The sequence below is a fragment of the Methylosinus sp. H3A genome (assembly GCF_015709455.1).
Lineage (GTDB): Bacteria > Pseudomonadota > Alphaproteobacteria > Rhizobiales > Beijerinckiaceae > Methylosinus.
The window spans coordinates 69,289-94,675 of the sequence record NZ_JADNQW010000006.1 but is presented as its reverse complement, the minus strand read 5'-3'; the positions used below and the strand labels follow the sequence as shown (position 1 = coordinate 94,675).

General features: G+C 59.0%; 25 protein-coding genes. 11 read left to right on the top strand and 14 right to left on the bottom strand.

All coding sequences use genetic code 11. The features are described 5' to 3' along the window. Positions 1-223: 223 nt before the first annotated feature. The 11 genes from virB11 to IY145_RS23720 form a co-directional block, all read right to left on the bottom strand. Positions 224-1,291 carry a P-type DNA transfer ATPase VirB11 gene (virB11, locus tag IY145_RS23770; RefSeq protein WP_312030650.1) on the bottom strand — a complete coding sequence of 356 codons (1,068 nt, stop codon included), beginning with the start codon at positions 1,289-1,291 and terminating at the stop codon, positions 224-226. Further along, positions 1,263-2,573 carry a type IV secretion system protein VirB10 gene (gene virB10 / locus IY145_RS23765; RefSeq protein ID WP_196410706.1) on the bottom strand — a complete coding sequence of 437 codons (1,311 nt, stop codon included), beginning with the start codon at positions 2,571-2,573 and terminating at the stop codon, positions 1,263-1,265. Before virB10 ends, virB11 begins: the two co-directional genes overlap by 29 nt. 30 nt (positions 2,574-2,603) lie before the next feature. Beyond that, a complete protein-coding gene (gene virB9, locus IY145_RS23760; RefSeq protein ID WP_196410705.1) occupies positions 2,604-3,413 on the bottom strand; it encodes a P-type conjugative transfer protein VirB9 in 810 nt (269 codons plus the stop codon). After that, positions 3,410-4,141, bottom strand: a complete 732-nt coding sequence (locus IY145_RS23755) for a virB8 family protein (RefSeq protein ID WP_196410704.1) — start codon at positions 4,139-4,141, stop codon at positions 3,410-3,412. The genes virB9 and IY145_RS23755 overlap by 4 nt, the downstream gene beginning before the upstream one ends. A 146-nt stretch (positions 4,142-4,287) precedes the next feature. After that, positions 4,288-5,394 carry a type IV secretion system protein gene (locus IY145_RS23750; protein ID WP_196410703.1) on the bottom strand — a complete coding sequence of 369 codons (1,107 nt, stop codon included), beginning with the start codon at positions 5,392-5,394 and terminating at the stop codon, positions 4,288-4,290. Positions 5,395-5,674: 280 nt separating this feature from the next. Further along, entirely contained in the window at positions 5,675-6,484 is an 810-nt protein-coding gene (locus IY145_RS23745) for a type IV secretion system protein (RefSeq protein ID WP_246722408.1), read from the bottom strand. Continuing rightward, positions 6,402-7,100 (bottom strand): hypothetical protein, encoded by a 699-nt coding sequence (locus tag IY145_RS23740; RefSeq protein ID WP_196410702.1) that lies wholly within the window; start codon positions 7,098-7,100, stop codon positions 6,402-6,404. Before IY145_RS23740 ends, IY145_RS23745 begins: the two co-directional genes overlap by 83 nt. A 122-nt stretch (positions 7,101-7,222) precedes the next feature. Then, positions 7,223-9,640 (bottom strand): VirB4 family type IV secretion system protein, encoded by a 2,418-nt coding sequence (locus tag IY145_RS23735; protein ID WP_196410787.1) that lies wholly within the window; start codon positions 9,638-9,640, stop codon positions 7,223-7,225. Positions 9,641-9,645: 5 nt separating this feature from the next. Next, a complete protein-coding gene (locus IY145_RS23730) occupies positions 9,646-9,942 on the bottom strand; it encodes a type IV secretion system protein VirB3 (protein WP_196410701.1) in 297 nt (98 codons plus the stop codon). A 70-nt stretch (positions 9,943-10,012) separates the two neighbouring features. Then, complete coding sequence (locus IY145_RS23725) at positions 10,013-10,324, bottom strand: TrbC/VirB2 family protein (RefSeq protein WP_196410767.1); 312 nt, start codon at positions 10,322-10,324, stop codon at positions 10,013-10,015. A gap of 26 nt (positions 10,325-10,350) precedes the next feature. Continuing rightward, positions 10,351-11,052, bottom strand: a complete 702-nt coding sequence (locus tag IY145_RS23720) for a lytic transglycosylase domain-containing protein (RefSeq protein WP_246722414.1) — start codon at positions 11,050-11,052, stop codon at positions 10,351-10,353. Here IY145_RS23720 and IY145_RS23715 point away from each other — a divergent pair. After that, entirely contained in the window at positions 11,052-11,399 is a 348-nt protein-coding gene (locus IY145_RS23715; RefSeq protein ID WP_196410790.1) for a hypothetical protein, read from the top strand. The genes IY145_RS23720 and IY145_RS23715 overlap by 1 nt on opposite strands. Before the next feature lie 130 nt (positions 11,400-11,529). Then, a complete protein-coding gene (locus IY145_RS23710; RefSeq protein WP_246722413.1) occupies positions 11,530-12,156 on the top strand; it encodes a thermonuclease family protein in 627 nt (208 codons plus the stop codon). Between the two features lie 227 nt (positions 12,157-12,383). Here IY145_RS23710 and IY145_RS23705 read toward each other — a convergent pair whose 3' ends face one another. Continuing rightward, complete coding sequence (locus IY145_RS23705) at positions 12,384-12,725, bottom strand: hypothetical protein (RefSeq protein WP_196410765.1); 342 nt, start codon at positions 12,723-12,725, stop codon at positions 12,384-12,386. Further along, positions 12,722-13,429: a ParA family protein gene (locus IY145_RS23700; protein ID WP_196410764.1), complete on the bottom strand. Its 708-nt coding sequence runs from the start codon at positions 13,427-13,429 to the stop codon at positions 12,722-12,724. Before IY145_RS23700 ends, IY145_RS23705 begins: the two co-directional genes overlap by 4 nt. 339 nt (positions 13,430-13,768) lie before the next feature. On the opposite strand from IY145_RS23700, the gene IY145_RS23695 reads away from it, so the two are divergent. Further along, the gene (locus tag IY145_RS23695; RefSeq protein WP_246722412.1) at positions 13,769-13,984 is read left to right on the top strand and encodes a hypothetical protein; all 216 of its coding nucleotides are present in this window, start codon (positions 13,769-13,771) and stop codon (positions 13,982-13,984) included. 52 nt (positions 13,985-14,036) lie between these two features. After that, complete coding sequence (locus tag IY145_RS23690; RefSeq protein ID WP_196410763.1) at positions 14,037-14,729, top strand: SOS response-associated peptidase; 693 nt, start codon at positions 14,037-14,039, stop codon at positions 14,727-14,729. Positions 14,730-14,762: 33 nt separating this feature from the next. Here IY145_RS23690 and IY145_RS23685 read toward each other — a convergent pair whose 3' ends face one another. Beyond that, positions 14,763-15,857, bottom strand: coding sequence for an RHE_PE00001 family protein (locus IY145_RS23685; protein ID WP_196410762.1), 1,095 nt, complete (start codon positions 15,855-15,857; stop codon positions 14,763-14,765). Between the two features lie 295 nt (positions 15,858-16,152). Between IY145_RS23685 and IY145_RS23680 the strand changes: the two genes are divergently transcribed. The 7 genes from IY145_RS23680 to IY145_RS23650 all read left to right on the top strand — a co-directional run bounded on the left by IY145_RS23680 (position 16,153) and on the right by IY145_RS23650 (position 25,366). Continuing rightward, positions 16,153-16,401 carry a type II toxin-antitoxin system Phd/YefM family antitoxin gene (locus IY145_RS23680; protein WP_099832019.1) on the top strand — a complete coding sequence of 83 codons (249 nt, stop codon included), beginning with the start codon at positions 16,153-16,155 and terminating at the stop codon, positions 16,399-16,401. Further along, complete coding sequence (locus IY145_RS23675; protein ID WP_099832018.1) at positions 16,401-16,826, top strand: type II toxin-antitoxin system VapC family toxin; 426 nt, start codon at positions 16,401-16,403, stop codon at positions 16,824-16,826. Before IY145_RS23680 ends, IY145_RS23675 begins: the two co-directional genes overlap by 1 nt. Further along, positions 16,813-17,946 (top strand): site-specific integrase, encoded by a 1,134-nt coding sequence (locus IY145_RS23670; RefSeq protein WP_196410761.1) that lies wholly within the window; start codon positions 16,813-16,815, stop codon positions 17,944-17,946. Before IY145_RS23675 ends, IY145_RS23670 begins: the two co-directional genes overlap by 14 nt. Positions 17,947-18,035: 89 nt before the next feature. After that, the gene (locus tag IY145_RS23665) at positions 18,036-20,798 is read left to right on the top strand and encodes a class I SAM-dependent DNA methyltransferase (protein WP_196410760.1); all 2,763 of its coding nucleotides are present in this window, start codon (positions 18,036-18,038) and stop codon (positions 20,796-20,798) included. After that, positions 20,795-22,120: a PD-(D/E)XK nuclease family protein gene (locus IY145_RS23660; RefSeq protein WP_196410759.1), complete on the top strand. Its 1,326-nt coding sequence runs from the start codon at positions 20,795-20,797 to the stop codon at positions 22,118-22,120. Before IY145_RS23665 ends, IY145_RS23660 begins: the two co-directional genes overlap by 4 nt. Further along, entirely contained in the window at positions 22,117-24,165 is a 2,049-nt protein-coding gene (locus IY145_RS23655; protein ID WP_196410758.1) for a DEAD/DEAH box helicase, read from the top strand. Before IY145_RS23660 ends, IY145_RS23655 begins: the two co-directional genes overlap by 4 nt. Beyond that, positions 24,158-25,366 carry a GIY-YIG nuclease family protein gene (locus tag IY145_RS23650; RefSeq protein ID WP_196410757.1) on the top strand — a complete coding sequence of 403 codons (1,209 nt, stop codon included), beginning with the start codon at positions 24,158-24,160 and terminating at the stop codon, positions 25,364-25,366. Before IY145_RS23655 ends, IY145_RS23650 begins: the two co-directional genes overlap by 8 nt. Positions 25,367-25,387: the final 21 nt, after the last annotated feature.

Sequence of the window (25,387 nt, the reverse complement as noted above, 5' to 3'; positions counted from 1 at the left end):
GCCTGGATATTGAACTCTGCGCCAGAAATGCGACGGCGCAAGCAGGACAGTATCCGCGCCGAGCGACGACATATCGCGCCCAGAAAACTGTTGTTGCACGAGCGCCCAGCGGCTTTTTCCGTCGCTCGGATCACGCGGGTTATGTCTCGCCCCGACCGTAATCTCATAGGCGACGATCCAGACGACGAAAGCAACGATCGTGGTGACGACAAAGAGTCCGATCCTATCGGCCCAAACTCGCAGCATTCGACCCCCTCCGTCCTTGCCACGCGGCCATTCGAGAAAAATAGATTTCCGACGTGCCGCGCCAGCCACCAATCCGGCTTTGCTGGATAACGATCGGCAAGACAGATTGGACGTAGGATATGATCTCGTCTTTCCGCAGCCCGAGACCGCATTGCATCACCAACAGCGCCAATCGTTCGAAGGCCCCTGATGGACTGTCCGCATGGATCGTAGTGATCGATCCGGGATGACCCGTGTTCACTGCGCTCAAAAAGGAATACGCCTCCGACCCACGAATTTCGCCCAGAAAAATCCGATCTGGCCGCAAACGCATTGCCGCTTGCAAAAGGCTCTCGATCGTCACGCGCGCTTGGCCCTGATCGCCTTTCGAAGCGACGAGAGGTAGAAAGTTCCGCTGCAAGGGCTTCACCTCGCGCGTGTCCTCGATCGTAATGATTCTCTCGTCGAGGGGTATCTCTTTCAAAATTGCATTCAAGAATGTTGTCTTTCCGCTCGACGTTCCGCCTGACAAAAGGATCGAATACCGTTCGCGGACCGCTATGCGAATGAAATCCTCTATGCGCCCCGAGTCTAACGCCTCGCACAGGGACACATCGACGGCAGACAATTCATGAGCGCTGGACACTTTCGCGCGATCGAACGAGCCCATCTTACGGTAATCGTCCAGCGTCAACTCTTTGATGACTTGCTTGCGGATCGCAAAGCCGCCCCCGTCCGTGGTCGCCGGCGGCAACACGCCTTGAAACCGCTCCCCGCCCGGAAGCGCCGCAGACAACAACGGGTGCTCGCTATTTACACTCTGAGCGGAATAGCCGGCGACACGTTCCGCGAGATGTCGAAACCATTCACCCGTCGCTTCGCTGCATTCGACACGGCGCATCGCCGAGTCGCCCATCACTTCGACATAGAGCACGCCAGGTCCGTTGGCGACGATCTCAACGATCGAATCGTCATCTAGCCAGCGCCTAATTGGCGACAATGCCTGATCGAGGAAGATGGTCTTTGCGTCAACGGTGTTATCGACGAGCCTTGGCTTCGCGTTCACGTTTCAACTCCCGTAGCGCTTCCTTGACAGGGTCCGGGTAGAACGCCGAAAAATCGAGGTCTCTTCGCACGAAGACTACGATCCGCTCCCCCTGGTCCACGTAGATCGTCGGAGGAATGTTGATCGAATTGCGCAAGGCCTCTTCCGACAGCCTGGTCAAGGATTGAGAAATCTGTTGCGCGCCGATCTGACGTGCGTTGAGCAAATTCTGATTGGGCTGGGACGAGATTGTCGTCTGGGCGCCGGTCACAGGATCTGTGTACGTGTAATTCTGTGTTTGATTGTTATTCAGCTGGCTTTGTTGCCCGAGAGTCGAAACGAACTGCGCGACCCCGCCGATGACGCTGAGCGCGATGGCCGAGCCGAAACGCTCGACGTAATGTTCGTCCACAAATCCCGGGGCGCCCGCTCGACCAAGGTCGTCCGTGCCGATCGAGCCGAGCTGAACAGAAACTCCGTCAGGACGAAGAAGCCGAGTCCAAACGACAAAAACGCGTGTCTGTCCCCGAGCTAGACCAGAGCGATATTCGCCGAGCAGCGTCGATCCGCTCGGTATGAGCACTCTCCTTCCGTCGAATGAATATGTATCCTCCCTCGTGATCGCCTTTACCGAGCCGGGCAGATCGCTCTGGATGGCGCTCAGCAGCTCGCCTCGGATCATCGTCCCCTGAGCCACGAGCGCGTCTATTCGATCATTTTTCGTCGCGACCGACTTTTCGACGCCGGCCGATCCGGCGCTCGCCAAAAACCGACGATTGCCGTCCTCGTCGGCCGCCGCGCCTCCACCGACGGTGCCTCCATTCTCCGCCCCTGGCGCTTTCGCATTCCCCATCCCGCCGTCGAGAACCAGTTGCGGCGCACGTAGACGCTGCCATTTGAGCCTCTCTTCTTCCGCAGCGCGCTTGCGCGCCTCGGAATCGTCATCCACTAGCTGCGGCTCTGGAAAAGGAGGAGGCGCCAAGGCCGATGGCGGCGCCACTGGCGGGGGCGGAGTCTGGGGATCGGGCGGAGGTGGCGGGAGACTCACTTTCCCGAGATCCGTGGCGGGAAGGTCGATCGACGGCGCCGGATATTTCGTCGTCGCGAAATCCTCCTTCTCCGGCGTCGTCATGGATTTGGTCGTCTGATGCTGCGACGAATAGACTAACCATCCGACGAACGCGATGGCCGCAACAGGCACGCCAACCTTCACAAAGTTCCCTGTGGTGCTCGACGAGCGCTCCACTCCGCTTCGCGCGGCGTTTTCGAGCTCCCTCGCTCGATATTCATCCGGTGTCGGCATTCTCGCCTCGTCTGTTTCGAAATGAAAACGTCATTGGCTCGCCGCCGCGCGCTGCGGCGCGTACGGCTCGAGGCCAGTCGGCTCATAAGTATTGAACAGGCGTCGATTGAAGACACAGGTCACTTCCTGTCCGTTCCTCAACGTCCATTGGAAGTTCACCTTGTCCACAACGAGATATGCGCCTTCTTTATGAAAATTGACGACGCTTTCTTTGCGCTCGCGATCCACCGCGAAAATCGCGGGCGTCTCTTGGTCCGCCGTAAACCGGAACCACGTCTTCACCCCATCGTCGAACACCGCAACGGGCTTTGAAAGCGACGACCCCTTGTAGGCGTAATCGCTGTTCGCATTCGCGACCTTGAAATTCTTCGTATTGGGATAGGCCGCACGCTCTTTGGCCACTGCCAGCAGTTTCGCGTCGGCCTCGTCGTCGGGAAAGCGAAAGCGAATCTTGAAGACCTGGTCCTTTCCTTGCCGAAAGCCGGATCGCAAAATGAAGCTGTATATCCGCTTCGTCGTCACGACATTCAGATTGGACAGCGCGTCCTTCTCGACGGGCTTCACGAACAGGATGTTCTGCGCCTTGTTCGGCTCGACCTTCCAAGCGATCGAGTCTCCGAGCGCCATCGACTCGATCTTCTCATCCTCAGCGAGAACGATCATCGTCGAAACTCCGAAGGAGCCGTTCACGGCGACGACCTCGTCCGGTCGGTAGCTGATTTCCCTCACCCGGGCGTCGTACCGACCCGACCAGGGAGCCTGCTCGGCCCGCGCCGTTGGTACGCCTCCCGCTTCGACCCATGCGAGTAGCGCAATTGTCGTCAAACGACGTGCTCTCATGGCTTCGGCCCCCCCGCGGCGCCGACCGCAGGAACGGTCTCTTGATCGCGACGATATTCCGTCGTCTGAAAGCCCAAGGGATTATCGAAGCGCATCCCGTTCGAGAGCGGCGTGCCGGAGTAGCGAAACCTCACGAGCGACACCCAGTCGCGATGCACCACATTCGAGGACGAATGCTCATCGGTCGAAAAACGCACCAGCGCAGTCTTCTGATTCGGAAATGTGACGGACTTTATCTCGACCGACACGTCCGTCGACGTTCCGTAGAGCTTCACCAAATTTCGCGGGTTCGCCGGGCTGAAAATTTCTGTGAGGTCTCGTGACGCATCTCCAGTCGAGAGCAATTGCGCGAGATCGAAATTGCTCTTCAGCGCCTTGGGGTCATATGTTTCGCGCGCCTTCACATAACGCACGACGTTGAACATCGTGATCGCTTCGTCCTGCGAGAGAGCTCCATCGGCAAGGGGCCGCTTGATCTCGACGAAACCGGAAGAGCGGTCGACCTCGATGACATAGGGCTCGAACGTCTTCAGCGGGACCATCGACGCCAGAGCCGCGATGGAGCCGAGCGCGATCACGCTCATCACCGTGGCGATGATCCAGGCGAGCGACATCGACGTTCTCTGCCACCGCGCGCGATCCTCCTCCCAGCTCGCCCCCTCGCCATAGTAGTTTCTCAAATCGTCGCGTTGCTTCACGCGCGGCGGACCGTCATCATCATCCTTCATGTCTGTCCTCGAAATCGTAACATCGCCGCGCTTCCATCCGAACGGCTTTCAATGCACAAGACGTTCGTTGCGATCTCCCGCTGTCATGTCTAAATCTCACGGAAATGCATTGTTCCCGCGAGCGCGCCGAGAGGCGGTGCGCCCGCTCAAATCTGGTCCATTTTCTTTGCGAGAATGTCGGACGCCTGCCGGCCATAGATGCGATCATGTCGCGCGCGAATATTTTGGTCGCGCCATGACAGGTTCCAGCCTCCGCTTTCTCCTAGCCGGCCGGGCAAGCGAGCTCGATACACCCCACCCGCGGCGCCACCCAATGCCCCCGCCGCATATCCAACAGCGTACCGCCAAACTCCGCCGACAGAAGCGGCGTAGAGCGGTATGCCGCCGGTGACGGTCGACGCCAGCGACGGCAATTGCGCGGCGAGGAACAACCCGGTGAGCCCGACGACGAAGAAGGGCGCCAAGGCGGTCCAATCCACCATTCCGCTATTCAGCGCGTTCTGGAGATTGTCGAAGATCGGCTTCGTCACTGTGAGATAAAAGGCGAGAAAGGCGTAAGCCAGCAATTGAAGGGTCGCATACATGGCCACGCCGTTCAGCCACCCCGAAAAATAGCGTCCCGTCACGCTGAACAGCAGCAGAAGGATCACGATCGGAGCAAGTCCGAGCAGCAACCATAAAAAGACCTTCGACAAGATGATCGTGAACAGGGACACGGCTAGGAACAGCGCGACTATGACGACGCAGGCGAGCCCGACGAGAGCCGCCGCGAAGGATTCGAGAGACCATGTCCAATGAAGCTGGAAGCCTTTCGATATCTGGTTCCAGATATTCTCCAAAGCCGACACCACGGCGTTAGGAGAGCTGTAGGTGAAATTATTGCCCACGGTCAGGAGCTGATTGCCGATCGCCGTCGGGCCGTCATTAAAGAGGCCGTAGACCAAAGCGGTGAAATCGCTCCAAGTCGTCGCGATCGTGTAGATGACGAATGCTCGAAACAGCCGGAAGACCGCATCTGTCGCCGTTCCGGTCGCCGTCCCGGCCCATATGCCGTAACCCCAAAAAATCACATAGGCGGCGAGCATCAGCGTGGCTACGGATAGCCCACCGGGACCGTTCTGTGTCACGCTGCGCGCCAATTCCTGAAAAGCGCCCTGCACGTAGTTGCAACCGGTCTGGTCGACGTTAGACAGTATCGTCGGCAGGAGTCCCGAGCCGTAATTCGTGGCCGGACAATTTTGAAGGACCGTCATCGCAATGCTCCGGCGTTAATCGGCCTCAACGGCCCACAATCGTCGTTCTTCCGCGCCGCGACGAATGGACCGTATCGAACCGGTTTCAGCGGCTCCGCGTAAAACAGCGTCTGAACGGCGCCCGAGCCGTTGGGCGCCGGTTCCTCACGCCCGGGCGTCACGAGAGGCCCGCCGCTCTCTCTCATCGAGCAAGGCGCCTCGAGCGGCTTATAGCCGCAACCGCTCACGGTCGCCGTGATAGCGATAGCCAGCGCCAGACGACCTATTGTCTTCGCCATCATTATTGTCCGTAAGGCTTGAATTGCATCGCTCGCGCCGCCGCTGAAAATTGCGCGATGCGGTCGAGGTTGGCCTGATTGGCGGCCGCCGCGGCCGTGTTCACAGTCCCATTCAACTGGATGATCGATTGACCGTTCTGCGCTTGGATCTGCGAATTCTGGTCGATCGAGCCCTTCACATCCGGCGAGCTTCCGATCTGCCTTGCGCCGGAGCTGTAGGCGCCGCTGGCGCCTTGCACCGTCCCTTGTGTCGATGTGATGAGCCCGACGATCGTCGCCGCCGTATTCATCGAGGAGGTGTAGGCTTTGTCCGTGGGCAGGGCCGAACTCATGCCCGACAGCGATTGCACCAGATTGAGGCCGTTAATCAGGGTCGAGATGACGGACTGAGAATTACCGCCCAATCCCGCGAAAGACAGTGCGCCTCCCGAGATGACGGACCCTAGCGACGGCGCGTTGCCCATCGAAAAGCCGCCGCCTCCGAGCGCCATATTCGCGAGCGATCCTTGCGCGATCGACGAACGATCCCCGGTCACGGCTTGCAGCGTCTTCTGCACATTCGACAGAATGTCTTTATCGGTCGACAGGATCTGTTGCGTGTTCGCCGCCGTCTGTTGCGACTGAGTCAAATTCGCATTGTCGATCACAGGCACCTGGGCGTGCGCCGCGCCGACAAGAGCCACGCCGCACAGCAAGCTGAAATAAACCCGTCTCATGATCGTGTTCCTTTCACTGCGACTGAGAAGAAAGCGATTGCGTGGACGCGCTGACGCTCTCGAGGTAGACCACGATATTGCCGGCCCCGTCGACATACCGCCTTTCCCAACAGCCGCCGTCATTCAGCGACTGGCACACGGAGCTCGACGTCGCGATGCAGGGGTCGGCGGCGGTCCCATTGCCGCGATGGCCGACGCCACAGGCCGAATTCGCTGGCGCAATCGCGACCGCCCAGGGAGTGAACCGCATCGCCTGCGCGCCTTGGCTGAAGCCCGACACGCGCGCGACGTTGATGGCGTTGTACGCCTCGACCCAGAGATTGGCCGTCGCCATCACCTGGTTCCAACTGATGCCGTTTTGAACGCCGCCCGAAGAATTGGCGTCGTATCCGGCCATAATCGTCGCGCTCTGTCCCGCATACGCCGACGCCTGTTGGTATACCGGACCTGTGGTCGTGACCGTCGTCTGGGTGGCCATATTTCCGGCGACGACTTTCGCCGCCGCCGACTCCGTCGTTTGCACGGCCAGCTGCGGACCGGCGGCGCCGGAGACCGGCGCCGCCGCATCTGGATTATATTGCTTTACCGCTTGCGTGCCGGCGCTCTGGTTCGGGGAGCTCGTCGTATCGCGCGCGCTTCCTTGCTGGCCCGTGTGCGTCGCGCAATTAATGCCCTTTTGCTTCTTATTCTGGTCTTGTTGAACAGGAACCATCTTGTCCGTCTCCGACCGCGTCTGCGATTTCTGTGTCAATTGCGCCGCGTCTTCGACCGGCACATTCGCGCGAGCGTCGACGACGGCTAACGTCAAAAAACACGCGCTCAGTCGCAAAACTCTCATGTTGCGCTCCGTCCAGTGAAGATGGGCAGCCAGACGTCGGGATCATCGCCGACGCGATCAATGAGCGTATGCAGTTCCGCGACCGTCGATGTGCGTCCCGAAAGAACCTTGATGAGATCGGGCATCGAGCCGAGATCGAGCTTCGCGATCACAGAGTCTCCACCGTGCTTGATCAAGAACGACCGCGCCTCCGGCGTCGTTTCTCTGATCCAACGGATTTCCCGTTCTGAAAGACGAAATGCGTTCCGGTAACTTTCGTCATCGGCTTTTGCGTTAGGGAAAAACACGTTCGTCGAGGTCTGCTCGATCAATGTCGCCGCGGACTTCGAACGCACAATGTCGGAGGCGCTCTGCGTTCCGAATCCGACAATTCCATTCTGCTTACGGATCGTTTTCAGCTTGTCCTTGATGAAATAAGCAAAAACGTCATCATCGAGCAGCCTCCACCCTTCATCGAGAAAGAGCATCAGCGGCGTGCCGTCCAGCAGCTCGTCGATTCTGTGGAATATGTAAAGTAGCGCGGCCGTGCGGATGATCGGATCGTCCAGCACCTTCGTCATGTCGAAACCGAAAATGTGTGAGACCGAAAAGTGATCCTCCTCGTTGTTAAAGAGCCAGCCCTTCTGATCCTTCTTGATCCACGGCTCGAGCCGGGTGGACAGATCGCCCTCCCCCGCCTGAATCCGACCCCGCAGCAATGATTGGAACGCCTCCAATGACCGGCCTTTCGCCGGACCGGATACGACTGTCTTGATAGCGTTGCGGATCACCTGTTCTTCCGTCGCGGTCAGACCACCCGCGCCGCCTTCACGTCGCGGCGCGAGCATGAAAGAAAACAGCCGGAACAGGAACTCGCGGTTCTCGCCAGAGTCCGACAAAGTCAGCGGATTGAAACCGGTCGGCGTACCCGGATCGAGCACTTCATATTGACCACGCAGCGCTCGAATGAAGATTTCCGCGCCTCTGTCCTTGTCGACGAAGATGAGCTTTGGACGCGGCGCGACCCGCTGTGCCTGCGCCGCGATGAAGGACAGCCACACGGTCTTGCCTGAACCCGAAGGCCCGACTACAGTGAAATTGCCCAAATCCTCGACGTGGAAATTATAAAAATACGCTGTCTGCGACGCGGTTTGAAACACCGAGATCGCCGGTCCCCAATGATTGCCTTGCGGCGACCCACTCGGATAATTGTGCAACGAGACGAAGCCGGCGAGATTTTTCGAACTGATGATTGAATTGCGCGCGATATACGAGAAATTTCCCGGCCACTGCGCCCAAAAGGCCGGCTCCATGTCCAGGTCTTCGCGTATCCAGATCACCGACCGATCGGTAAGAGCTGCGCCCGCGGCGGTGACGGCAGCGTCGACTTCTTTCAGCGTCGCACCGAGAGGAACAACGGTGAAGTGATGCTGTCCATAAATCGCTTCCGAAGCCAGCAGCTCATCCCGCGCGTCGTTAAGGTGCTCGGCGATGATCGACCCGGCTTCATCCGACATATCCACTTGCCTCGCAACGCGATCGATATGGGACTGCGCCACAGGCCGATCGATAATTGCGAAGCTCTGTGTCACCACTATTTCGTGCGGAATCGTCAAAAGGTTGTCGAGGAACCCTGGACCCGTCAGAGCGGGATATTCTCTGAGAGAAATAACCGCGCCAAAGCGCGTGTCTTGCGATGATCCACCTCTAAGCTCGAAAGCGTTACGCCCGAAAAAAATCCGCTTCGTCGCGAGCGCCTCGTTCAGCGGCATCCTGGGCAAATGCATAGGCCGTGGAATAGCTCCGTTTCCGAGCTGAACAAGAAACTCTAGCGGCTCCGAGAACCATGATCCCTCTCTGTCGATCACACGCAGCTGCCGAGGCCGATAAGCTCCCAAGGCCGAGAGGATCGCCGTGGCGACATCTTTGAGCTCCGAGATCGCCTCTTGCTCTTCGTACGAGTCGCCGCCTTTGGTCTTCTTTCCCATAACGGACTGGGCGATTGCCTCGAACGTCCCCGCATGTCCCTGCAGCGGGCGACGCACGATGGTCAAATAAATATCGTTCACGAACATACGACGCTTTGCAAGGGCTGCGTCGTATCGTTCATCGATTTCGCGACACAAGGCGTTATCGAAGGTCGACTCGATCTTCGGCTCGACCTCGCGGCGAATGATGTGTGAGTAAATTGCGAAGCGGCTGTTGCCAAGAGCGCGCACAACGTCATTCCGTCCGTGCATCCGAACATTAATGTCAGACCAGTCCGCTGTCTGAAACGAAAACCCCTCCAGTTTCAGGAACGTCATCAACAGCCCTTTATTCGTCCGAATAATCCAATCATCGACGTGCCGTGAAAAGGGGAGATGCGACGCAACGGGTAGCTCGCGACGCGAGACGGTACCAAAGGTCAATTCGTTTCTCAAAGCGCTCAACATCGCGATCAAACCTTATAGGAGTCGCAACCCCAAAATGCTCTGGAGCGTGGAGGGCAACGTGAAAATCGGACAAAAAGGATCGAGAATATGCGATCGTCGCGAAGCGTCACCACATAGCCGAAAAGATGGAGCGGTATGATGCTGACGAGCATCATCAGATTGTGCGTCGCGAGAAACAGGACCGCCGTAAAAATACACTCGGCCCAGAAATAGTCCTGCGGCACGCCCTTGATCGTCGGCGCGCGTGTGAGTGCGCGCACGAGCGGGACCGTCATAGGCTTTTCGAGATCATCCGTGTTCATATATCACTCCGATCGATATCGCAGCGCAGAAGCAGCGTCGCTCCAAGGAGCGGCGCTGCTTCTGATTTGGTTACTGTCCAACCGCCGATTGGAAGAACTGGACGATTTGGACGGAACCGAACACGAGCACGATTCCGAAAATCACCGAGCCGGCGATGGCCCATGTCAGGCGCCCTGCCCAGGCGAAAAAGCCGAGCGAGATGACCGCCAACACCGCAAGTGACGTCGAAATCTGGCCGGTCAGAACCGAAACTAGCGTTTGCAGCGTCGATTGCACGGGCGCCAGATTGCCCGTCGCAAACGCCGGCGTCACGCTCAAGACGATTGAAGCTGCGATGACCGCGCATCGCTTCGCAACGGCCGAAGGAAATGATTTCAACATAGCTGTTCCTCTCATTTGGTTCCGACCTACTCGGCGTTCCAGACGAACCCGGACTTCCACCTTTCGTCACTGGTTCCAACTTCACCGCGACGCGAATGCGACGCATTCCGCTCGATCCTGTTCGCTGCAACATGCGCAGCCTTGGGACCGTGCGTCTTCACGACCTTTTCCCAGTCGTAAAAGTCGTTGAGGACATCGGCGACAAATTTCACCGTTTCGGGATACGGAGGCACGCCGCCATGTTCCGCCAATGCGGCCTCGCCGGCGTTGTATGCGGCCAGGATAAAGAGCGGGTTGTGGTAACGGCCGTGAAGATCACGAAGGAAGCGAATACCGCCCCGCACATTTTCCGAAGGATCGCAGATATCGACCTGATATCGCTCTGCCGTGTCCCGCGTGATTTGCATCAAGCCGACAGCGCCCTTCGGCGACAAGGCGTCCGACCTAAAATCGCTTTCCGCGCGTGCAACCGCGACAACAAAATCAGGATAGAAGTTTTCCTCTCTCGCGATCTGTTCGACGAGGGATCGAGCAGCCTCTCGCGAAATGGGCGACGTTGCGCAAGGAGAGTGCACCGGCGCGCTCTCGCTCAATCGCTCGACCGCTCCCGAAACTTGCCGCCCCGGGATAACCTTTCCCGAACTGTCGACCGTCGCCTCGAAGCGATCCCGCGCGCCGCGCAAATCGGACTCCCCGGCCGCGAGAGCGGTAGGAACGAATAAGATCAATGAAATGGCTCGAACCGATCGCCGCATGGCCGCCGCCGCTCGCTAATAACAAAAAATATGTTATACATTCAAATGAGTCCGGCGCAAGCTCCACGTACGGAGGCTTTCATGTCGAGGTCGAGTTTCCAAAAAATCGTTATTGCGGCATCGATATGCAGTCTAATACAGCCGGTTATGACTCACGCACAAGACGCAAGCTTTGCCTGCAAAGTGCTTCTCTGCGGCGCCGCCACCAACCCTTCCTGGTCCTCAATTCCGTATTGCGTGCCTATAATGCAACAGGCACTGGTTATGCAGGCATACGGATTCGCGGTCGGAATTTGCGCCGAAGCGATGCAGGGCGCTAATTCGAACAGCCAACAAAATCAGAGTGCTGGCGGTCCTGCCAATGGCTTGACCACAGGGCCGAGCGCCGGATCGAAGAGCGAATATCCTTGGGTCTACGGGCAGCCTAACCAGTGATCGGCGTTCAATATAATGGAATATGCAGCTAAATCGTTGGCATGGCGATCGATTTTTGGGGCTGCGTTGTGCTTCTGCTGGACGTCGCAGTCCGGGGCGCAGACTCGCGCCACCGATTCGCGCTGGTTTCCTATCCCCGAGACCGCGACATTCGAGACTGGCGATACGTGGGCGCATCAAGGACAGCGATATCGCCTCTATGGCGTGCAGTCCTGCTTGCGGGGCACCTTTTTCACCAATGAGCACGGCTTGAAGCGCGACTGCGGCGAGGCGAGCCTTGCTATGCTCGTCGCGCTTATTCGGGACTTGAAGCCTCTTTGTTACACCGCGGCGCAGATCGCAGGCGACACGACGCACTTCGTTATCTGCTTCGCTCAGATGGCGTCTGGAAAAAGCAAAGGGTCTCGCGTCGACCTCGGTATGTCCATCGTCACTCTCGGATACGCGGTCGCCTCGACTTCGCTCGAGGGGCGGCCCGTGCATCAGGCTTATGCCGAGGCCGAGAATTTAGCGCGCCGGTCGAAAGCGGGTCTCTGGGCCTATCCCGATTTCCCTGAGCCGATGTCGATCATATTGCGGGCCTACAGCAAAGCTAACGCGTCCCCGTCGACTCCCAGCCAGACGCTTCCCACGACGCGCTGACGCCTAGCGCGCCTAGCGCCTGTTCACGGATCGAATGCGCAAATATCGCCAACACGTCATGCCGACCGCCAGCATGACAAAAATGGCCGCGATCCACATCGCGGCGACGATCGAGCGGTCGACGAACCCAAGCGCGAGCCACTGGCGCTCCGTTCTCACAGTAAGGAAAACGATCAAGGTGGCGGCTACGGCCGCCACCGAGCCTACGCCCTTCCCCCTGCCCGTTATCATCGCCGCCTCTCTTTTCTCAGCAACTCCGCGAGCGCCTTTGGGTAACTGAGGTCGTTGTCCTCGGCGAATTTCGCGAATTCTCGAAGCACGGAAATCGGAAGTCGCATCGCCAACTGCTGCATTGGCTCCGCTGGCGTCTTGCTCGCCTTCGTTACGCGTTTCGTGCTCTCACGGCTCTCAAATCCGATTTCCTCGGCGACCCGATCCGCAGCCTGCGCTCGGACGCCGGGGCCTGCCTCGACTGTTCTAGGTTTCGGTTTGACCGAGGCCGCGAGCCCGCGGATGGCGTCGTTGGCCGATGAAAATCCGAATCCTCCGGTCTTCACTTCGTCGTTCATGCCGCCGTCTCCGCCGCAAGAGCCGAAACTATGCCAACCAGTTCCGCGCACACGATGGCTGCGTTTTGCTGCGCAGCCTCAAGGTTGCCGACCTTCAGGCCTTCCATTTCATGAAGGGCGAGCCTCTCTTCGAAGATAGCTTTGAAGGCTTGTCGTTCGACGAAGGCATTTTTGAAGCGATCGACGCCCGCCTTCGCGAGCTCGGCCTCCAACCGCCTCTGGGACGACGGCACGGGCGCGCCGATAGCGCACGTCCGCGTTAAAAGAACTTTGTAAGGCAACCGCCGATCCGGGTTCGACCGCTGCATCATTTTTTCCTCGCGTCGAACGGCCTCCACTGCCCGGGCCGCTTGCCGTCCGTCGACAGCGCTCGCTTGCATCGGAACCAAAACCAGATCCGAGAACGCCATTGCTCGGGTGACGAGGAGGGACGCCGTGCCCTCGAGATCGACAAATACGAATTGGTGCCTCGACGCCGCGTCGTCGATCATGTTCATGATCGTATCCTCGCGCGCGCCGCCGAGCACCTCGATCGTCGATTCCGAGCGGCCGTTCTGGCGCCAGTCGGTGATCGGCTGATTTGGGTCGGCGTCGATGACGCATACGCTCGCCCCCGCCTCGTGTGCCAGATAAGTGGCCAAGATAAGCGTGGAGGTGGACTTCCCCGCCCCCCCTTTTGGATTCGCGGCGGAAATGACGGCCATCGCAATGCTCCCCAAAAATGCTAGCCTAGATGCTAGCAACACGTTAGCCTAGCATCTAGGCTCGTCTGGATGCAAGGCTATCGGTTAGGCTAGGCGCTAGCCAAGATGCTAGCATAGCCACTAGCCTTGTAGTTTGGCGGTGTATAGGCTAGCTGCTAGCCTAGCAGTAAGTAACGCGTATATCACTGTTATTTTGAGGCTATCTCTCTGCCGAGAACGCCTTAATCCCAGCTTAGGACAACCCCGATCCATAAGCTCAAGGATACCCGACCCGCGTTCGAACGGCTCCTCAGGGATAAAAGCAACACCGGTCAATCCAAACGGGCCGCAAATTTCATATTGGGGGCTTGGTGGAACGCCGATAGCTGTGGCGGCTTCGACATCGTCGACGTCTTCAACGTCGACGAGTCTATCGCGGCCGATATGGCGACCGTTTTCAGCTACGTCGCGAGCCGGCCGATCACCGAATATCCCGAAGAATACCGCGCAGAAATCGAGGAGATCATTCGCCGATGGCGGCCGAAAGTGTCGCAGGCGCGCCAGGCGCGGGCTTAACGACATCGACCGCCGACTTCCGAAACCCCGACGCCGCCGGTATGCTACGGCGATGTGCGGACGCTTCACACAAGCATACACTTGGGCCGAGGTCGAAGCCTATTTGAACCTCCTCGGACCCCCGAGAAACTTGCGGCCGCGATACAACATCGCGCCGACCACCACGATCGACGTCCTTCGCCGCGAGGAGGGCGGTCGCCTGCTCGTCCCCATGCGTTGGGGACTCGTCCCCTCGTGGTGGAAAAAGCCGCTCAAGGAATTGCCAGCGACCTTCAACGCACGGGCCGAAACCGTCGCCGAAAAGCCGATGTTCAGGACAGCCTTCAAGTCGCGCCGGTGCATCATTCCTGCCTCTGGATTCTTCGAATGGACAGGGAGAGCAGGGGGCAAAATTCCTCACTATTTCAGTCGAGTTGACGGACGACCGTTGGCGTTCGCCGGGCTATGGGAAAGTTGGCGCGATCTCGAAGCAGCGGATACCGTCCTCTCCGCCACGATTATCGTCGGCCCTGCCAACTCCTGGATGACCTCCTTTCACGATCGAATGCCTATCCTCCTTGCCCCGGCTCATTTCGACGAATGGCTCTCCGGTCCCGACCCGACCGCTCTCCTAACGCCTCCGCCGGACGATTTTTTGCGTGAATGGCTCGTATCGACCCGCGTAAACAGGTCTGGAGTCGGCGACGACGATCCAACGATGATCGACCAAATTTCGAACCCGAATTCCTTCGGACCCGACCTCTAACGAAGCCCGAGGATTCTAAGACGCTCGGATCAATTAAATGCTCCAGGCTCTGAAGTGCTTCCGGCCCGTCAATTCACGAAGCCCGAGAGTTGAAATCATCCCCAACGCGGCCCTCTTGCTGACCCGCAGTTCACCGGCCACCAATGCCCCCGTCACCAAGGGCCGTGACAGCACCATTTCCGCGAGGGCCGGCAGCTTCGAATTCCCGCGTCGTCGCCCGACGCGGCGTCGCAAGAGATTAGCCTCTGTCGAAAGTCGATCGAGCTCCGCGAGCCCTGCTCGCGACGAGGCGGAAATTGCTTCGAGCACTGCTAAGATGCGCGTCGCGCGCGCCTTATGCCGGCGGCGCGCCCGAGGAATCGCTATCAAGCCCACATCCAGGCTTGGAAGATGCGCCTGCGCCTTGCCCCGAGCACGGAGCAGATCCGCGACCAGCAGCGAGCCCATCCACGCTTCACGCTGCAGAGGCTGAATTTCACACCAGGTCTCGTAGGCGACAGCGGCCGCCAGAACCGGCGCCAGCTCGTCTGTCTGCGAGCAGATCGCGCGCCAATCGGCGAGGGCGGCGCCTTCGTCCCAGTCCTCAGAGTAGACGAGCTCCCGGCCAGGAATCGGAGCCGACGCCGGCGAGCGCGAGCTGGCGACGCCGTCACGCAGTAGTCGTGAGGAGCTCGCGATCGCCGCGTCGATCACGGCGAACTCCGCAGCGAGCGGATCGTCGTCGACGACATTAGGGCAGGGGGAGGACTCGGGTTCGTCAGGCGACTCTTGCCGCCGCGGCGCGTCGAGCCTGCGGGCGAGCCAATCGCCCGGCGCGGCGGCCGCGATACGTCGGCGCTCATGCAACACCGCGTGCGCGCGCACCAATTCATGAGGAGCCCCCCGGACGTCCGTCTCCGCGTCGTGCAGCATCAGGTCCTCGAGATGGACCAGTTCGCCCGCGAGATACAGGTTCGCGCAGGCCTCCCCGAAGTTGGCGCGCGCGATCCAGCCGTCGCGGAAGGGGTTGCCGCGAAGCCGCTCGTCCAGCCTTGCGAGAGCGTCCTCGGCCGCTCCAATCGCCGCGTGCAGACCGAACTGACCGGGCAGCTCGACGAGCCAGTCTAGGTTTCCGATGCGCGCCGCCATTCGATCTCGCCTCTCTTCCAGACCGACAATCGACATTTTTGACCGGAGAATTCACCCCGGGCGCTCCGCCGAGCGCAAATCACAAGCAATTGAATATAAGCGCGATCAATTTAGAAACGGAAACTAAATCGCTATTTCTTTCCGCTACTCGGATAGGGGAGGGAAGGGTGATATTAGTATCGATAAGTACCTCTTATCGATACTCAGTGAACCAGCCTATTGACCAAGCGAGAAAGATGTCTGAAACTCTCAAAAGCCGGAATCCCGCCGGCGTTTCGCATCCCTTGAGGCGAGCATGTCCATCACCGTCAAAGTCGCCGAGGCCAAGACCAGGCTCTCCGAGCTCCTCGCCCTCGTCGAGGCGGGCGAGGAGATCGTCATCGCGCGCGGAAACGAGCCCGTGGCGAAGCTGACCGCGCTCGACGAGAAGGCGCGCCGCGCCGCCGTCATCGAGGAAATCTTGAAAGCGCGCGACAGCGGCGAGATCAAGCCGGTCACCCGTGAGGAAATTCTCGCATGGCGGCACGAAGGGCACAAATACTGATGCCGTTCGTCGTCGACGCCTCGCTCGCCGCCGCCTGGTTCCTGCCCGACGAGGACAGCCCGGCGGCGACCTCCCTCGCACGACGGCTCAGTGAGAAGCCCGGCGCCGTGCCGAACCTGTTTTTCCACGAGATGCGTAATCTTCTCGTCCTTGCCTGGCGGCGCAACAGGCTGTCCGAAGAGATGCTGTCCTATCAAATCGACCGTCTCGGCCGAATGCCGCTGCGTGACGCCGGCGGAGGGGAGGCGAAGCACATCGTCCGGCTCGCGCTCGTCCACGGGCTGACGGCTTATGACGCGGCCTATCTCGCGCTGGCGATCGCCGAACGGCTGCCGCTCGCGACTCTCGACAAAAAGCTGGCGACTGCCGCGCAGGCGGAAAAGATCCCCGTGCTCGGGCCGCTGGGGGGGCATGACATCCAGTGACAATTTCGCGATCGACGCGCTCGCCGGCTTTCTGCCGCTCGCGGCGCGGGATCGCCTGGCCGAGACGCTGACCGCCGCCGAGATCGACACGCTGACGCATCTCGCTAAAGCCGGCACGGGGCCGAATTCGTTGCGCGCGCTCGCCTCCGATCTCGGCTATCTCGAAGCCTGGGCGCGCGCTGCGAACGGCGTTCCGCTCGCCTGGCCGGCGACCGAGGCGACGGTGCTGCGCTTCATCGCGCATCATCTCTGGGACGCGGCGGAGCACGAGAGAAACGCCGAACACGGGATGCCAGAAGCGGTCGCCGCGACTCTCCGCGCCGAGGGACGCCTGAAATCCGACGGGCCGCACGCGCCGGCGACGGTGCGGCGCCGCCTCGCATTGTGGTCCAGCCTGCATCGCTGGCGCGGGCTCGAAGGGCCGTTCGCGAGTCCGTCGGTTCGTAATGCCCTGCGCCTCGCCATCCGCGCCGCTGATCGGCCGCGGACGCGCAAAAGCGCTTCAGCGATCACGCGCGATGTTCTCGACCGGCTGCTCGCGACCTGCGCGCGGAGCAGGGTGATCGACGTCCGGGATCGCGCACTGCTGCTGCTCGCCTTTGGATCGGGCGGGCGCCGCCGCTCGGAAATCGCACGGCTCAAAGTCGAGGATCTCGAAGAGCGCGACGCGGTCGCCGCTGATCCCGACGCGCCGAAGGGCGAAAAGCTTCCCGTCATGGCGATTCGATTGCGTCGGACCAAAACGTCCTCGACTGACGCCGGGGAAAGCGTGCTCGTCGTCGGCCGGCCGGTCGAAGCGTTGCGCGTATGGCTGGCCTTGGCGAAAATCGACGCTGGCGCCGTGTTCCGGCCGATCGACAAATGGGGCAACATCGGCGCCGCCGCGGTCGATCCCCAGAGCGTGAACGTGATGATCAAGAGCCGCTGCGCCGCCGCCGGACTCGATCCGGGAGAATTTTCGGCGCATGGGTTGAGGTCCGGTTATCTCACCGAGGCGGCCCGTGCCGGCGTACCGCTCCCCGAGGCCATGCAGCAATCGCGGCATCGCTCCGTGCAGCAGGCGGCGCGATATTACAATGAGGGAGAAATCGCGCGGGGCAGGGCGGCCAGGTTGGCCTGATCGGCAATTGATCAGGCCTGTGTTACCGGCTGAGATCGCGATCGTCATCCGATAGTCGGAATATCATCGGGCATGTGTGCGGGAAATTCATGAACGCGGTTGAAATTGAAGAAGCGATTTCGGCGCTGGCGGAGCGTCCCTTCGACGCCGAGGAGTTCGCGTATGCGTTTCTAGAAGCCTTCGGGAACAAGGAGACCACGCTCAAACGGCTGCGCAAGGGCGAGTCGAACAGGTCCGATCTGGGCGGCGTGCTGCAGACGAACAACATCCACATTGCCGTTTGCGAGTCCGGCGAAGTTACGCGGACGCTCGCGGCTTTGAAGGCCAGCCCTGCCACCGCTCGGGCGAAGGCGCGTTTTGTGCTGGCCACGGATGGCGATCTGTTCGAGGCCGAAGACCTCACGACCGATGACGCGCCGATCTCGTGCACCTTCGCCGATTTCCCGAACCACTTCGGCTTCTTCCTGCCGTTGGCCGGGATCACCACGGTCAAGCAGGTTCGTGAAAGCTCGTTCGACATCCGGGCGACCAGCCGCCTGAACCGTCTCTATGTCGAGTTATTGAAGGACAACCCTGAATGGGGCACAGCGCAACGCCGGCATGACATGAACCATTTCATGGCGCGGCTGATCTTCTGCTTTTTCGCGGAGGACACCGAGATTTTCGACAGCAGCGCCGCGTTCACCTCGGCGATCGAGACGATGAGCGCCAAGGATTCGTCGAACACCCATGAGGTGATCAGTGAACTGTTCCGCGCCATGAACACCAAGGCGGAAGCGCATGGCGCCGCCGGGGTTCCGCGCTGGGCGAGCCGCTTTCCCTATGTGAATGGGGGGCTATTTTCCGGCAGCACGGATGTGCCGCGCTTCAGCCGCATCGCCCGCTCCTACCTGCTGCATATCGGCAGCCTCGACTGGAAAAAGATCAACCCGGATATTTTCGGGTCGATGATCCAGGCCGTGGCGGATGATGCCGAGCGCGGTGCGCTCGGCATGCACTACACCAGCGTGCCAAATATCCTGAAGGTGCTGAACCCACTCTTCCTCGACGATCTGCGCGAGAAGCTGGAGGAGGCTGGCGACAACGGCCGCATGTTGCTCAACCTGCGCAAGCGAATGTCGAAGATCCGCGTGTTCGATCCAGCCTGCGGTTCGGGCAATTTTCTCGTCATCGCCTATAAGGAAATGCGGGCCATTGAGGCGGAGATAAATCGCCGCCGCGACGAGGCCGACCGCCGAACGGAAATTCCGCTGACGAACTTTCGCGGAATCGAGTTGCGCGACTTCCCGGCGGAGATCGCGCGCCTGGCGCTCATTATCACCGAATATCAATGCGACGTGCTTCACCGTGGTCAGAAGGAAGCGCTCCGGGACTTTCTACCGCTCGATGCGCAGAACTGGATCACCTGCGGCAACGCCCTGCGGCTCGATTGGCTCAGCATCTGCCCGCCGACGGGAACAGGTGTAAAGCATCATGCCGACGACCTGTTTCACACGCCTCTCAATCAGGCGCAGATCGATTTCGACAATGAAGGTGGTGAGACTTATATTTGCGGAAACCCACCGTATCAGGGTAGCAGGGACCGTGGAGTTTCACAGCAAGAAGACATGGAGCAGATATTTCCACGCTATCTCAAAACGTATAAAGATTTGGATTATGTAGCAAGCTGGCTTGTAAAAGCAGCCGAGTATTCTGAGCTAACACAAACCGCTTCCGCATTTGTTACCACAAATTCAATATGCCAAGGCGAGCAAGTAGGTATGCTGTGGCCAATTATTTTTGGGAAGGGGCAGGAAATATTCTTTGCTCATACATCATTTAGTTGGAGAAATAATGCAGCAAATAATGCTGGAGTGACATGTATTGTCATTGGGTTGCGCTCAAACATGAACGGTAAAGCAACGATTTTTGATGGGGAAATAGCTCGTTCCGTTACGAGTATCGGACCGTATTTGACGCCAGACTCAATTACGATCGTCTCAAAGTCAAATACTCAGATATCAGGTATCCCCCAAATGGTGTCTGGTAACAAGGCAACTGATGAAGGCAACTTTATTTTGTCGAAAATAGAGTATGACCAACTATTAACGCGGTTCCCATCAGCAGGTAAATTCTTAAGGAAGCTTGAAGGAGCAATGGAGTTTATCAGGGGACAATCTAGGTGGTGCATCTGGCTCGAAGATTCTGATATCGAGCAAGTTGCGCACATTTTTCCGATTGTGGAAAGAATTGAATGCGTACGAAAAGCGCGGAGCGCGAGTCGAGGAACACAGGCACGAAATGCCGCTACGTTTCCTCACCGCTTCGTATACGCTCCGCATCAGCCTGGAACGTCGATACTGATTCCAACTGTATCATCTGAGAGACGTACATATTTACCATGCGGTTATTTCGATGACAGGACTGTAATTGTAGCGCCAAATTTTGCGATGTATGGCGCTCCAATATGGTGCCTCTCCCTGATTTCATCTCGTCTGCATATAGTTTGGATTTCAGCAGTCTGTGGCAAGCTGAAAACAGATTTTCGGTACTCCAACACCCTCGGATGGAATACCTTTCCTGTTCCAACTCTGACAGAGAAGAACAAAACAGACCTGACCCGGTGTGCTGAAGACATATTGTTGGCTCGCGAGGCGCATTTTCCGGCCACCATCGCCGACCTTTATGACCCGGATTGCATGCCCGACGATCTTCGCGCAGCGCATGAACGTAACGACGAGATTCTAGAGCGCATCTACATCGGTCGCCGATTCAAGAACGACACAGAACGTCTTGAAAAGCTGTTCGAGCTTTACACCAAGATGAGCGCCGGAGCTGGCCCCGGGAAGAAGCGAAAGGTGGGCGCGGCATGAGCGTGATCGACACCGCCCCGACCGTTAGCGAGCCCGCCCCCGACGAACTCGAAGCACTGTTTGTCAACAACGCGGACCTAGAGAAGTTGAAGGCGTATTCAAATCGCTTCAACCCAATCCGGGTGATGCGAGCAGCCGACAAAGAATTGCGTCACTCCGCCATTTTGGGCTGGCTGTTCTCGCCCGGCGAGACACATGGTCTCGGCGACCACTTCCTTAAGGCCTTTCTTGGCGAGGCCCTAAGGGGGATGGGCAGGATGAAGCCTTCAGCACTTGATGTTGCTCAGGCCGATCTTCGTGATGCTGAAGTGAGACTGGAATGGCGCAACATCGACATCCTCGTGCTTTGCCCACGCAATCGATGGGCCTTCGTCATCGAGAACAAATTCCACAGCCAGCAGCACGACGGCCAACTCGCCACCTACAAGACGCGGGCGCACGAAACGCTCAATGCAGCCAGCGACGGCAATGGCGGCAGCGCCGAAAACATTGTGCGCGGCATCTTCCTGACACTTCATGAGGAAGAACCGCAGGACGCGGATTACGCTGCTATTCACTACCGAACGATTTGCGGCTTTCTAGGGCGTTTCCTCCGACCGGGGGCACACGCGATGTCGCCCGAGGTGCGGACGTTCCTTAGTCATTATCTCGAAATTCTTGAGGAAGAATCTGGCATGAGCGCCCAACGTACCGAGATGGAGATCCTCGCCCGGAAACTCTATCGTGACCACAAGAAGGTCATCGATTTCGTGATCGAACACGGGGCCGGATCAGATTTCGCGCTCGCCGCTCGAGCCATTTTTGGTGAAAATCCGAAGCCTTTATCTGAGCCTGTAGAGGTCGCAGGGCTGCCTCTATTGTTCAACGGACTCTCAAACAGCATGGTTTCATTTGTTCCACAGAGTTGGCTTGGTCCATTGCGGAAATTTGCCCGCACTTGGCCCGGATGCGAAAACTGGTGGGCAGGTCTCCCCGTGATTCTTTGGCTTGAGATCGCGACTGACAGCGATGGCATAAAGGGAAAGATCAAGCTTTCCGCCGAAGTCGGGCCTCTTTCGTCCGCGCAGGACCGGGCTCGTCTTATCAAGCGCATCGGGGCGGTTGACCTGCCCAACATCCAGTTCCAGTCGGGCGCCGCCGATCCCGGCCGCCGGTACTCTCGCTTCTTTAAGAAGAATACAATCAGTGTCGATGACGTGCATGCGTCCGAGGAAATTGAGCGGAAAATCCGCGCTTTGATTGGACGATTTTCTAATGAAATTAATGAGGTAAGTGTGGCTGTAGCTGCGTTCGTTTCCGAGGAGAAGGAGCTGCAGGCATGAGCGCGCAAGTTCCCTCCGTATCCGTTTCATACGCCACCAACGGCAGCTCGACCAAGGCCAACGAGTTCGGCATGCGGCCGATGCAGGAACGCGCGTTCGAAAAGCGCGGCGAGCAATATCTGCTGATCAAGTCGCCGCCGGCCTCGGGCAAAAGCCGTGCGCTGATGTTCATCGCCCTCGATAAGCTCGCCAATCAGGGTGTCAAACAGGCCATCATCGTCGTGCCGGAGAAGTCCATCGGCTCCAGCTTTCATGACGAGGAGCTGAGCAAGCACGGCTTCTGGGCCGATTGGCATGTCGAGCCGAAGTGGAACCTCTGCGATGCGCCGGGCAACGATAATGGCGGCAAGGTGAATGCGCTCGGCGCGTTCCTCCAAAGCGACGACAAGGTGCTGGTCTGCACCCATGCGACCTTCCGCTTCGCCGTCGACAAATTCGGGGTCGAAACCTTCGATGATCGGCTGATCGCGGTGGACGAATTCCACCATGTCTCGGCCAATCCAGACAACAAGCTCGGCCTGCATCTGGGCGAGTTCATCACGCGCGACCGAGTGAATATCGTCGCAATGACCGGCTCCTATTTCCGGGGCGACGCGGTGGCGGTGCTCGCGCCGCAGGACGAGGGCAAGTTCGAGACCGTCACCTACACCTACTATGAGCAGCTCAACGGCTATCAGTATCTGAAGAAGCTCGACATCGGCTATTTCTTCTATTCGGACTCGTATGCCGACGACCTTCTGAAGGTGCTGAACCCCGTCGAGAAGACGATCATCCACATTCCCAACGTCAATTCGCGCGAGAGCACGAAGGACAAGATCAAGGAGGTGGAGCACATAATCGAGACGCTCGGCGAATGGCAGGGGACAGACCCTGCGACCGGCTTCCAGCTGGTCAAGACCGCCGACGGGAGGATTCTGCGCATCGCCGATCTGGTCGATGACGATCCCGCCAAGCGCGACCGGGTGTCCGCCGCGCTGAAGGATCCGGCGCAGAAAAACAATCGCGACCACGTCGACATCATCATCGCGCTCGGCATGGCGAAGGAAGGCTTCGACTGGATCTGGTGCGAACATGCGCTGACAGTCGGCTATCGCTCCAGCCTCACCGAGATCGTACAGATCATCGGCCGCGCGACCCGCGACGCGCCGGGCAAGACCCGCGCCCGCTTCTCGAACCTGATCGCCGAACCGGCAGCCGCTGACGACATTGTCACCGAAGCCGTCAACGATACGCTTAAGGCGATTGCCGCCAGCCTGCTGATGGAGCAGGTGCTGGCGCCCCGTTTCGAGTTTAAGCCGAAAAACCCGCAGAGCGGTCCGACGCCGGGCTTCGATTATGGCGAGGGCGGCTACGATCCGAACAAGTGCAATGTTGGCTTCAACGAGGAATCCGGCAAGTTCCAGATCGAGATCAAGGGGCTGGCCACGCCGAAGAGCGAGGAAGCGACCCGTATCTGCCAAGAGGATCTGAACGAGGTAATCGCTGCCTTCGTACAGGACAAGACGACGATCGAGCGCGGGCTGTTCGACGAAGAGTTGGTTCCCGAGGAGCTGACTCAGGTGCGCATGGGCAAGATCATCAAGGACAAATTTCCGCACCTCGACGCCGAGGATCAGGAAGCCGTTCGCCAACACGCGGTGGCGGCGCTGAATTTGACCCAGAAAGCGAAGGAAGTCGCGGCGGGCAGTTCGCTTGGCGAAGAGAGCGCAAATACGGCTTTTGTTGACGGCGTCCGAAAGTTCGCGATGGATGTGCGAGAGCTGGACATCGACTTGATCGACCGGGTCAATCCGTTCGGCGAAGCCTACGCCATTCTCGCCAAGACGATGAGCGAGGAAAGCCTAAAGCAGGTTGCTGCGGCTATCGCCGCCAAGCGCACCAGCCTGACGCCGGAGGAAGCCAAGGTGATCGCTAAACGCGCCGTGGAGTTCAAGCGGGAGCGCGGACGTCTCCCGTCAATCAGCTCGGCCGACGCGTGGGAAAAGCACCTGGCCGAGGGCGCCGCCGCATTTGTCCGCTTCAAGGATGAGGGCCGCTATGAGTGATCTCGACCTTGATGAACTGCGTTCGGAACTCGATGATTTCGCGCAGCCGGAAAAGAAGGGCGGCCGTTCGCCCCGCGAGGAACGCATTATCGCGGGCTTTGAAGAGATTCAGCGCTTTGTCGAGAAAAGCGGCCATGCTCCGCGCCATGGCGAGGGCGGCGACATATTCGAACGGCTATACGCCGTCAGGCTTGATCGACTGCGCGAACTGGAAGAATGCCGCTCGGTTCTCACACCGTTCGATCGCCAGGGATTGCTGACCGGCGCGCCAGTTGCGTCCTCCGCGCCGGTGGACGCGATGGATGACGATGAACTGCTCGCAGAATTGGAGGGCGCCGCCGGTTCATCCGACATCACAAAGTTGCGCCACGTGCGCACGAGCGCGGAAAAGCGTGAAGCCGAAGAAATCGCGAACCGGGAAAAGTGCCTCGATTTCGAGACGTTCAAGCCTCTCTTCGAGGAGGTGCAGAGCGACCTGGACGGGGGACGGCGCACCACGAGAAGGTTCGTCAAGGATGCAGGTTTCCTGAAGGCGGATATCCACGCCGGTCAGTTTTTCATCATCGGAGGTCAAACCGCCTACGTCGCCCAGGTCGGAGAGCCTATCAAGGCGCCGAACGGAGAGACTGACGCGCGGCTCAGAGTCATTTATTCCAATGGCACTGAGAGCGATCTGCTGCTGCGGTCGCTCCAGCGCGCACTCTACAAGGATGAGGCTGGTCGGCGGATTACCGAGCCGACCGCTGGGCCTTTGTTCGAGGAACAGACCTCCGATAACGATGAAGCTAGTGGAACCGTCTACGTGCTGCGGAGCAAATCTGAACATCCGCTTGTCACGGCCAATCGCGATATCCTGCATAAGATAGGCGTAACAGGCGGAAACGTCGAACGCCGCATTGCCAATGCCCGCCTCGATCCGACCTTCCTCATGGCCGATGTTGAGGTCGTTGCTACTTACGAATTATACAACATCAATCGCGCGAAACTCGAATCCGTGATCCATAAGATTTTCGGCGGCGCTCGCATGGACATCGAGATCAAAGATCGCTTCGGGCAGCCGGTCGTGCCCAAAGAATGGTTCCTTGCACCGGTGTTCGTTATCGATGAGGCTGTCAGGCGGATCAAGGACGGCACAATCACGGGTTACATATACGATCGAAAGACCGCGCGATTGGTTCTGGCCTCGGCAAAAGATCGATGACAAACGCGCATGCCGCCGATG

Excerpts from the sequence above, each read along its gene's own strand:
- IY145_RS23655 (WP_196410758.1), top strand. The coding sequence starts at position 22,117 with ATGAGCGCGCAAGTTCCCTCCGTATCCGTTTCATACGCCACCAACGGC.
- IY145_RS23730 (WP_196410701.1), bottom strand. The coding sequence starts at position 9,942 with ATGAACACGGATGATCTCGAAAAGCCTATGACGGTCCCGCTCGTGCGC.
- IY145_RS23690 (WP_196410763.1), top strand. The coding sequence starts at position 14,037 with ATGTGCGGACGCTTCACACAAGCATACACTTGGGCCGAGGTCGAAGCC.
- IY145_RS23665 (WP_196410760.1), top strand. The coding sequence starts at position 18,036 with ATGAACGCGGTTGAAATTGAAGAAGCGATTTCGGCGCTGGCGGAGCGT.
- virB9 (WP_196410705.1), bottom strand. The coding sequence starts at position 3,413 with ATGAGAGCACGTCGTTTGACGACAATTGCGCTACTCGCATGGGTCGAA.
- IY145_RS23750 (WP_196410703.1), bottom strand. The coding sequence starts at position 5,394 with ATGACGGTCCTTCAAAATTGTCCGGCCACGAATTACGGCTCGGGACTC.
- IY145_RS23725 (WP_196410767.1), bottom strand. The coding sequence starts at position 10,324 with ATGTTGAAATCATTTCCTTCGGCCGTTGCGAAGCGATGCGCGGTCATC.
- IY145_RS23650 (WP_196410757.1), top strand. The coding sequence starts at position 24,158 with ATGAGTGATCTCGACCTTGATGAACTGCGTTCGGAACTCGATGATTTC.
- IY145_RS23755 (WP_196410704.1), bottom strand. The coding sequence starts at position 4,141 with ATGAAGGATGATGATGACGGTCCGCCGCGCGTGAAGCAACGCGACGAT.
- IY145_RS23705 (WP_196410765.1), bottom strand. The coding sequence starts at position 12,725 with ATGAACGACGAAGTGAAGACCGGAGGATTCGGATTTTCATCGGCCAAC.
- IY145_RS23700 (WP_196410764.1), bottom strand. The coding sequence starts at position 13,429 with ATGGCCGTCATTTCCGCCGCGAATCCAAAAGGGGGGGCGGGGAAGTCC.
- virB10 (WP_196410706.1), bottom strand. The coding sequence starts at position 2,573 with ATGCCGACACCGGATGAATATCGAGCGAGGGAGCTCGAAAACGCCGCG.
- IY145_RS23680 (WP_099832019.1), top strand. The coding sequence starts at position 16,153 with ATGTCCATCACCGTCAAAGTCGCCGAGGCCAAGACCAGGCTCTCCGAG.
- IY145_RS23675 (WP_099832018.1), top strand. The coding sequence starts at position 16,401 with ATGCCGTTCGTCGTCGACGCCTCGCTCGCCGCCGCCTGGTTCCTGCCC.
- IY145_RS23715 (WP_196410790.1), top strand. The coding sequence starts at position 11,052 with ATGAAATGGCTCGAACCGATCGCCGCATGGCCGCCGCCGCTCGCTAAT.
- IY145_RS23735 (WP_196410787.1), bottom strand. The coding sequence starts at position 9,640 with ATGTTGAGCGCTTTGAGAAACGAATTGACCTTTGGTACCGTCTCGCGT.
- IY145_RS23710 (WP_246722413.1), top strand. The coding sequence starts at position 11,530 with ATGGAATATGCAGCTAAATCGTTGGCATGGCGATCGATTTTTGGGGCT.
- IY145_RS23670 (WP_196410761.1), top strand. The coding sequence starts at position 16,813 with ATGACATCCAGTGACAATTTCGCGATCGACGCGCTCGCCGGCTTTCTG.
- IY145_RS23740 (WP_196410702.1), bottom strand. The coding sequence starts at position 7,100 with ATGGTTCCTGTTCAACAAGACCAGAATAAGAAGCAAAAGGGCATTAAT.
- IY145_RS23685 (WP_196410762.1), bottom strand. The coding sequence starts at position 15,857 with ATGGCGGCGCGCATCGGAAACCTAGACTGGCTCGTCGAGCTGCCCGGT.
- IY145_RS23660 (WP_196410759.1), top strand. The coding sequence starts at position 20,795 with ATGAGCGTGATCGACACCGCCCCGACCGTTAGCGAGCCCGCCCCCGAC.
- IY145_RS23745 (WP_246722408.1), bottom strand. The coding sequence starts at position 6,484 with ATGTCGACGGGGCCGGCAATATCGTGGTCTACCTCGAGAGCGTCAGCG.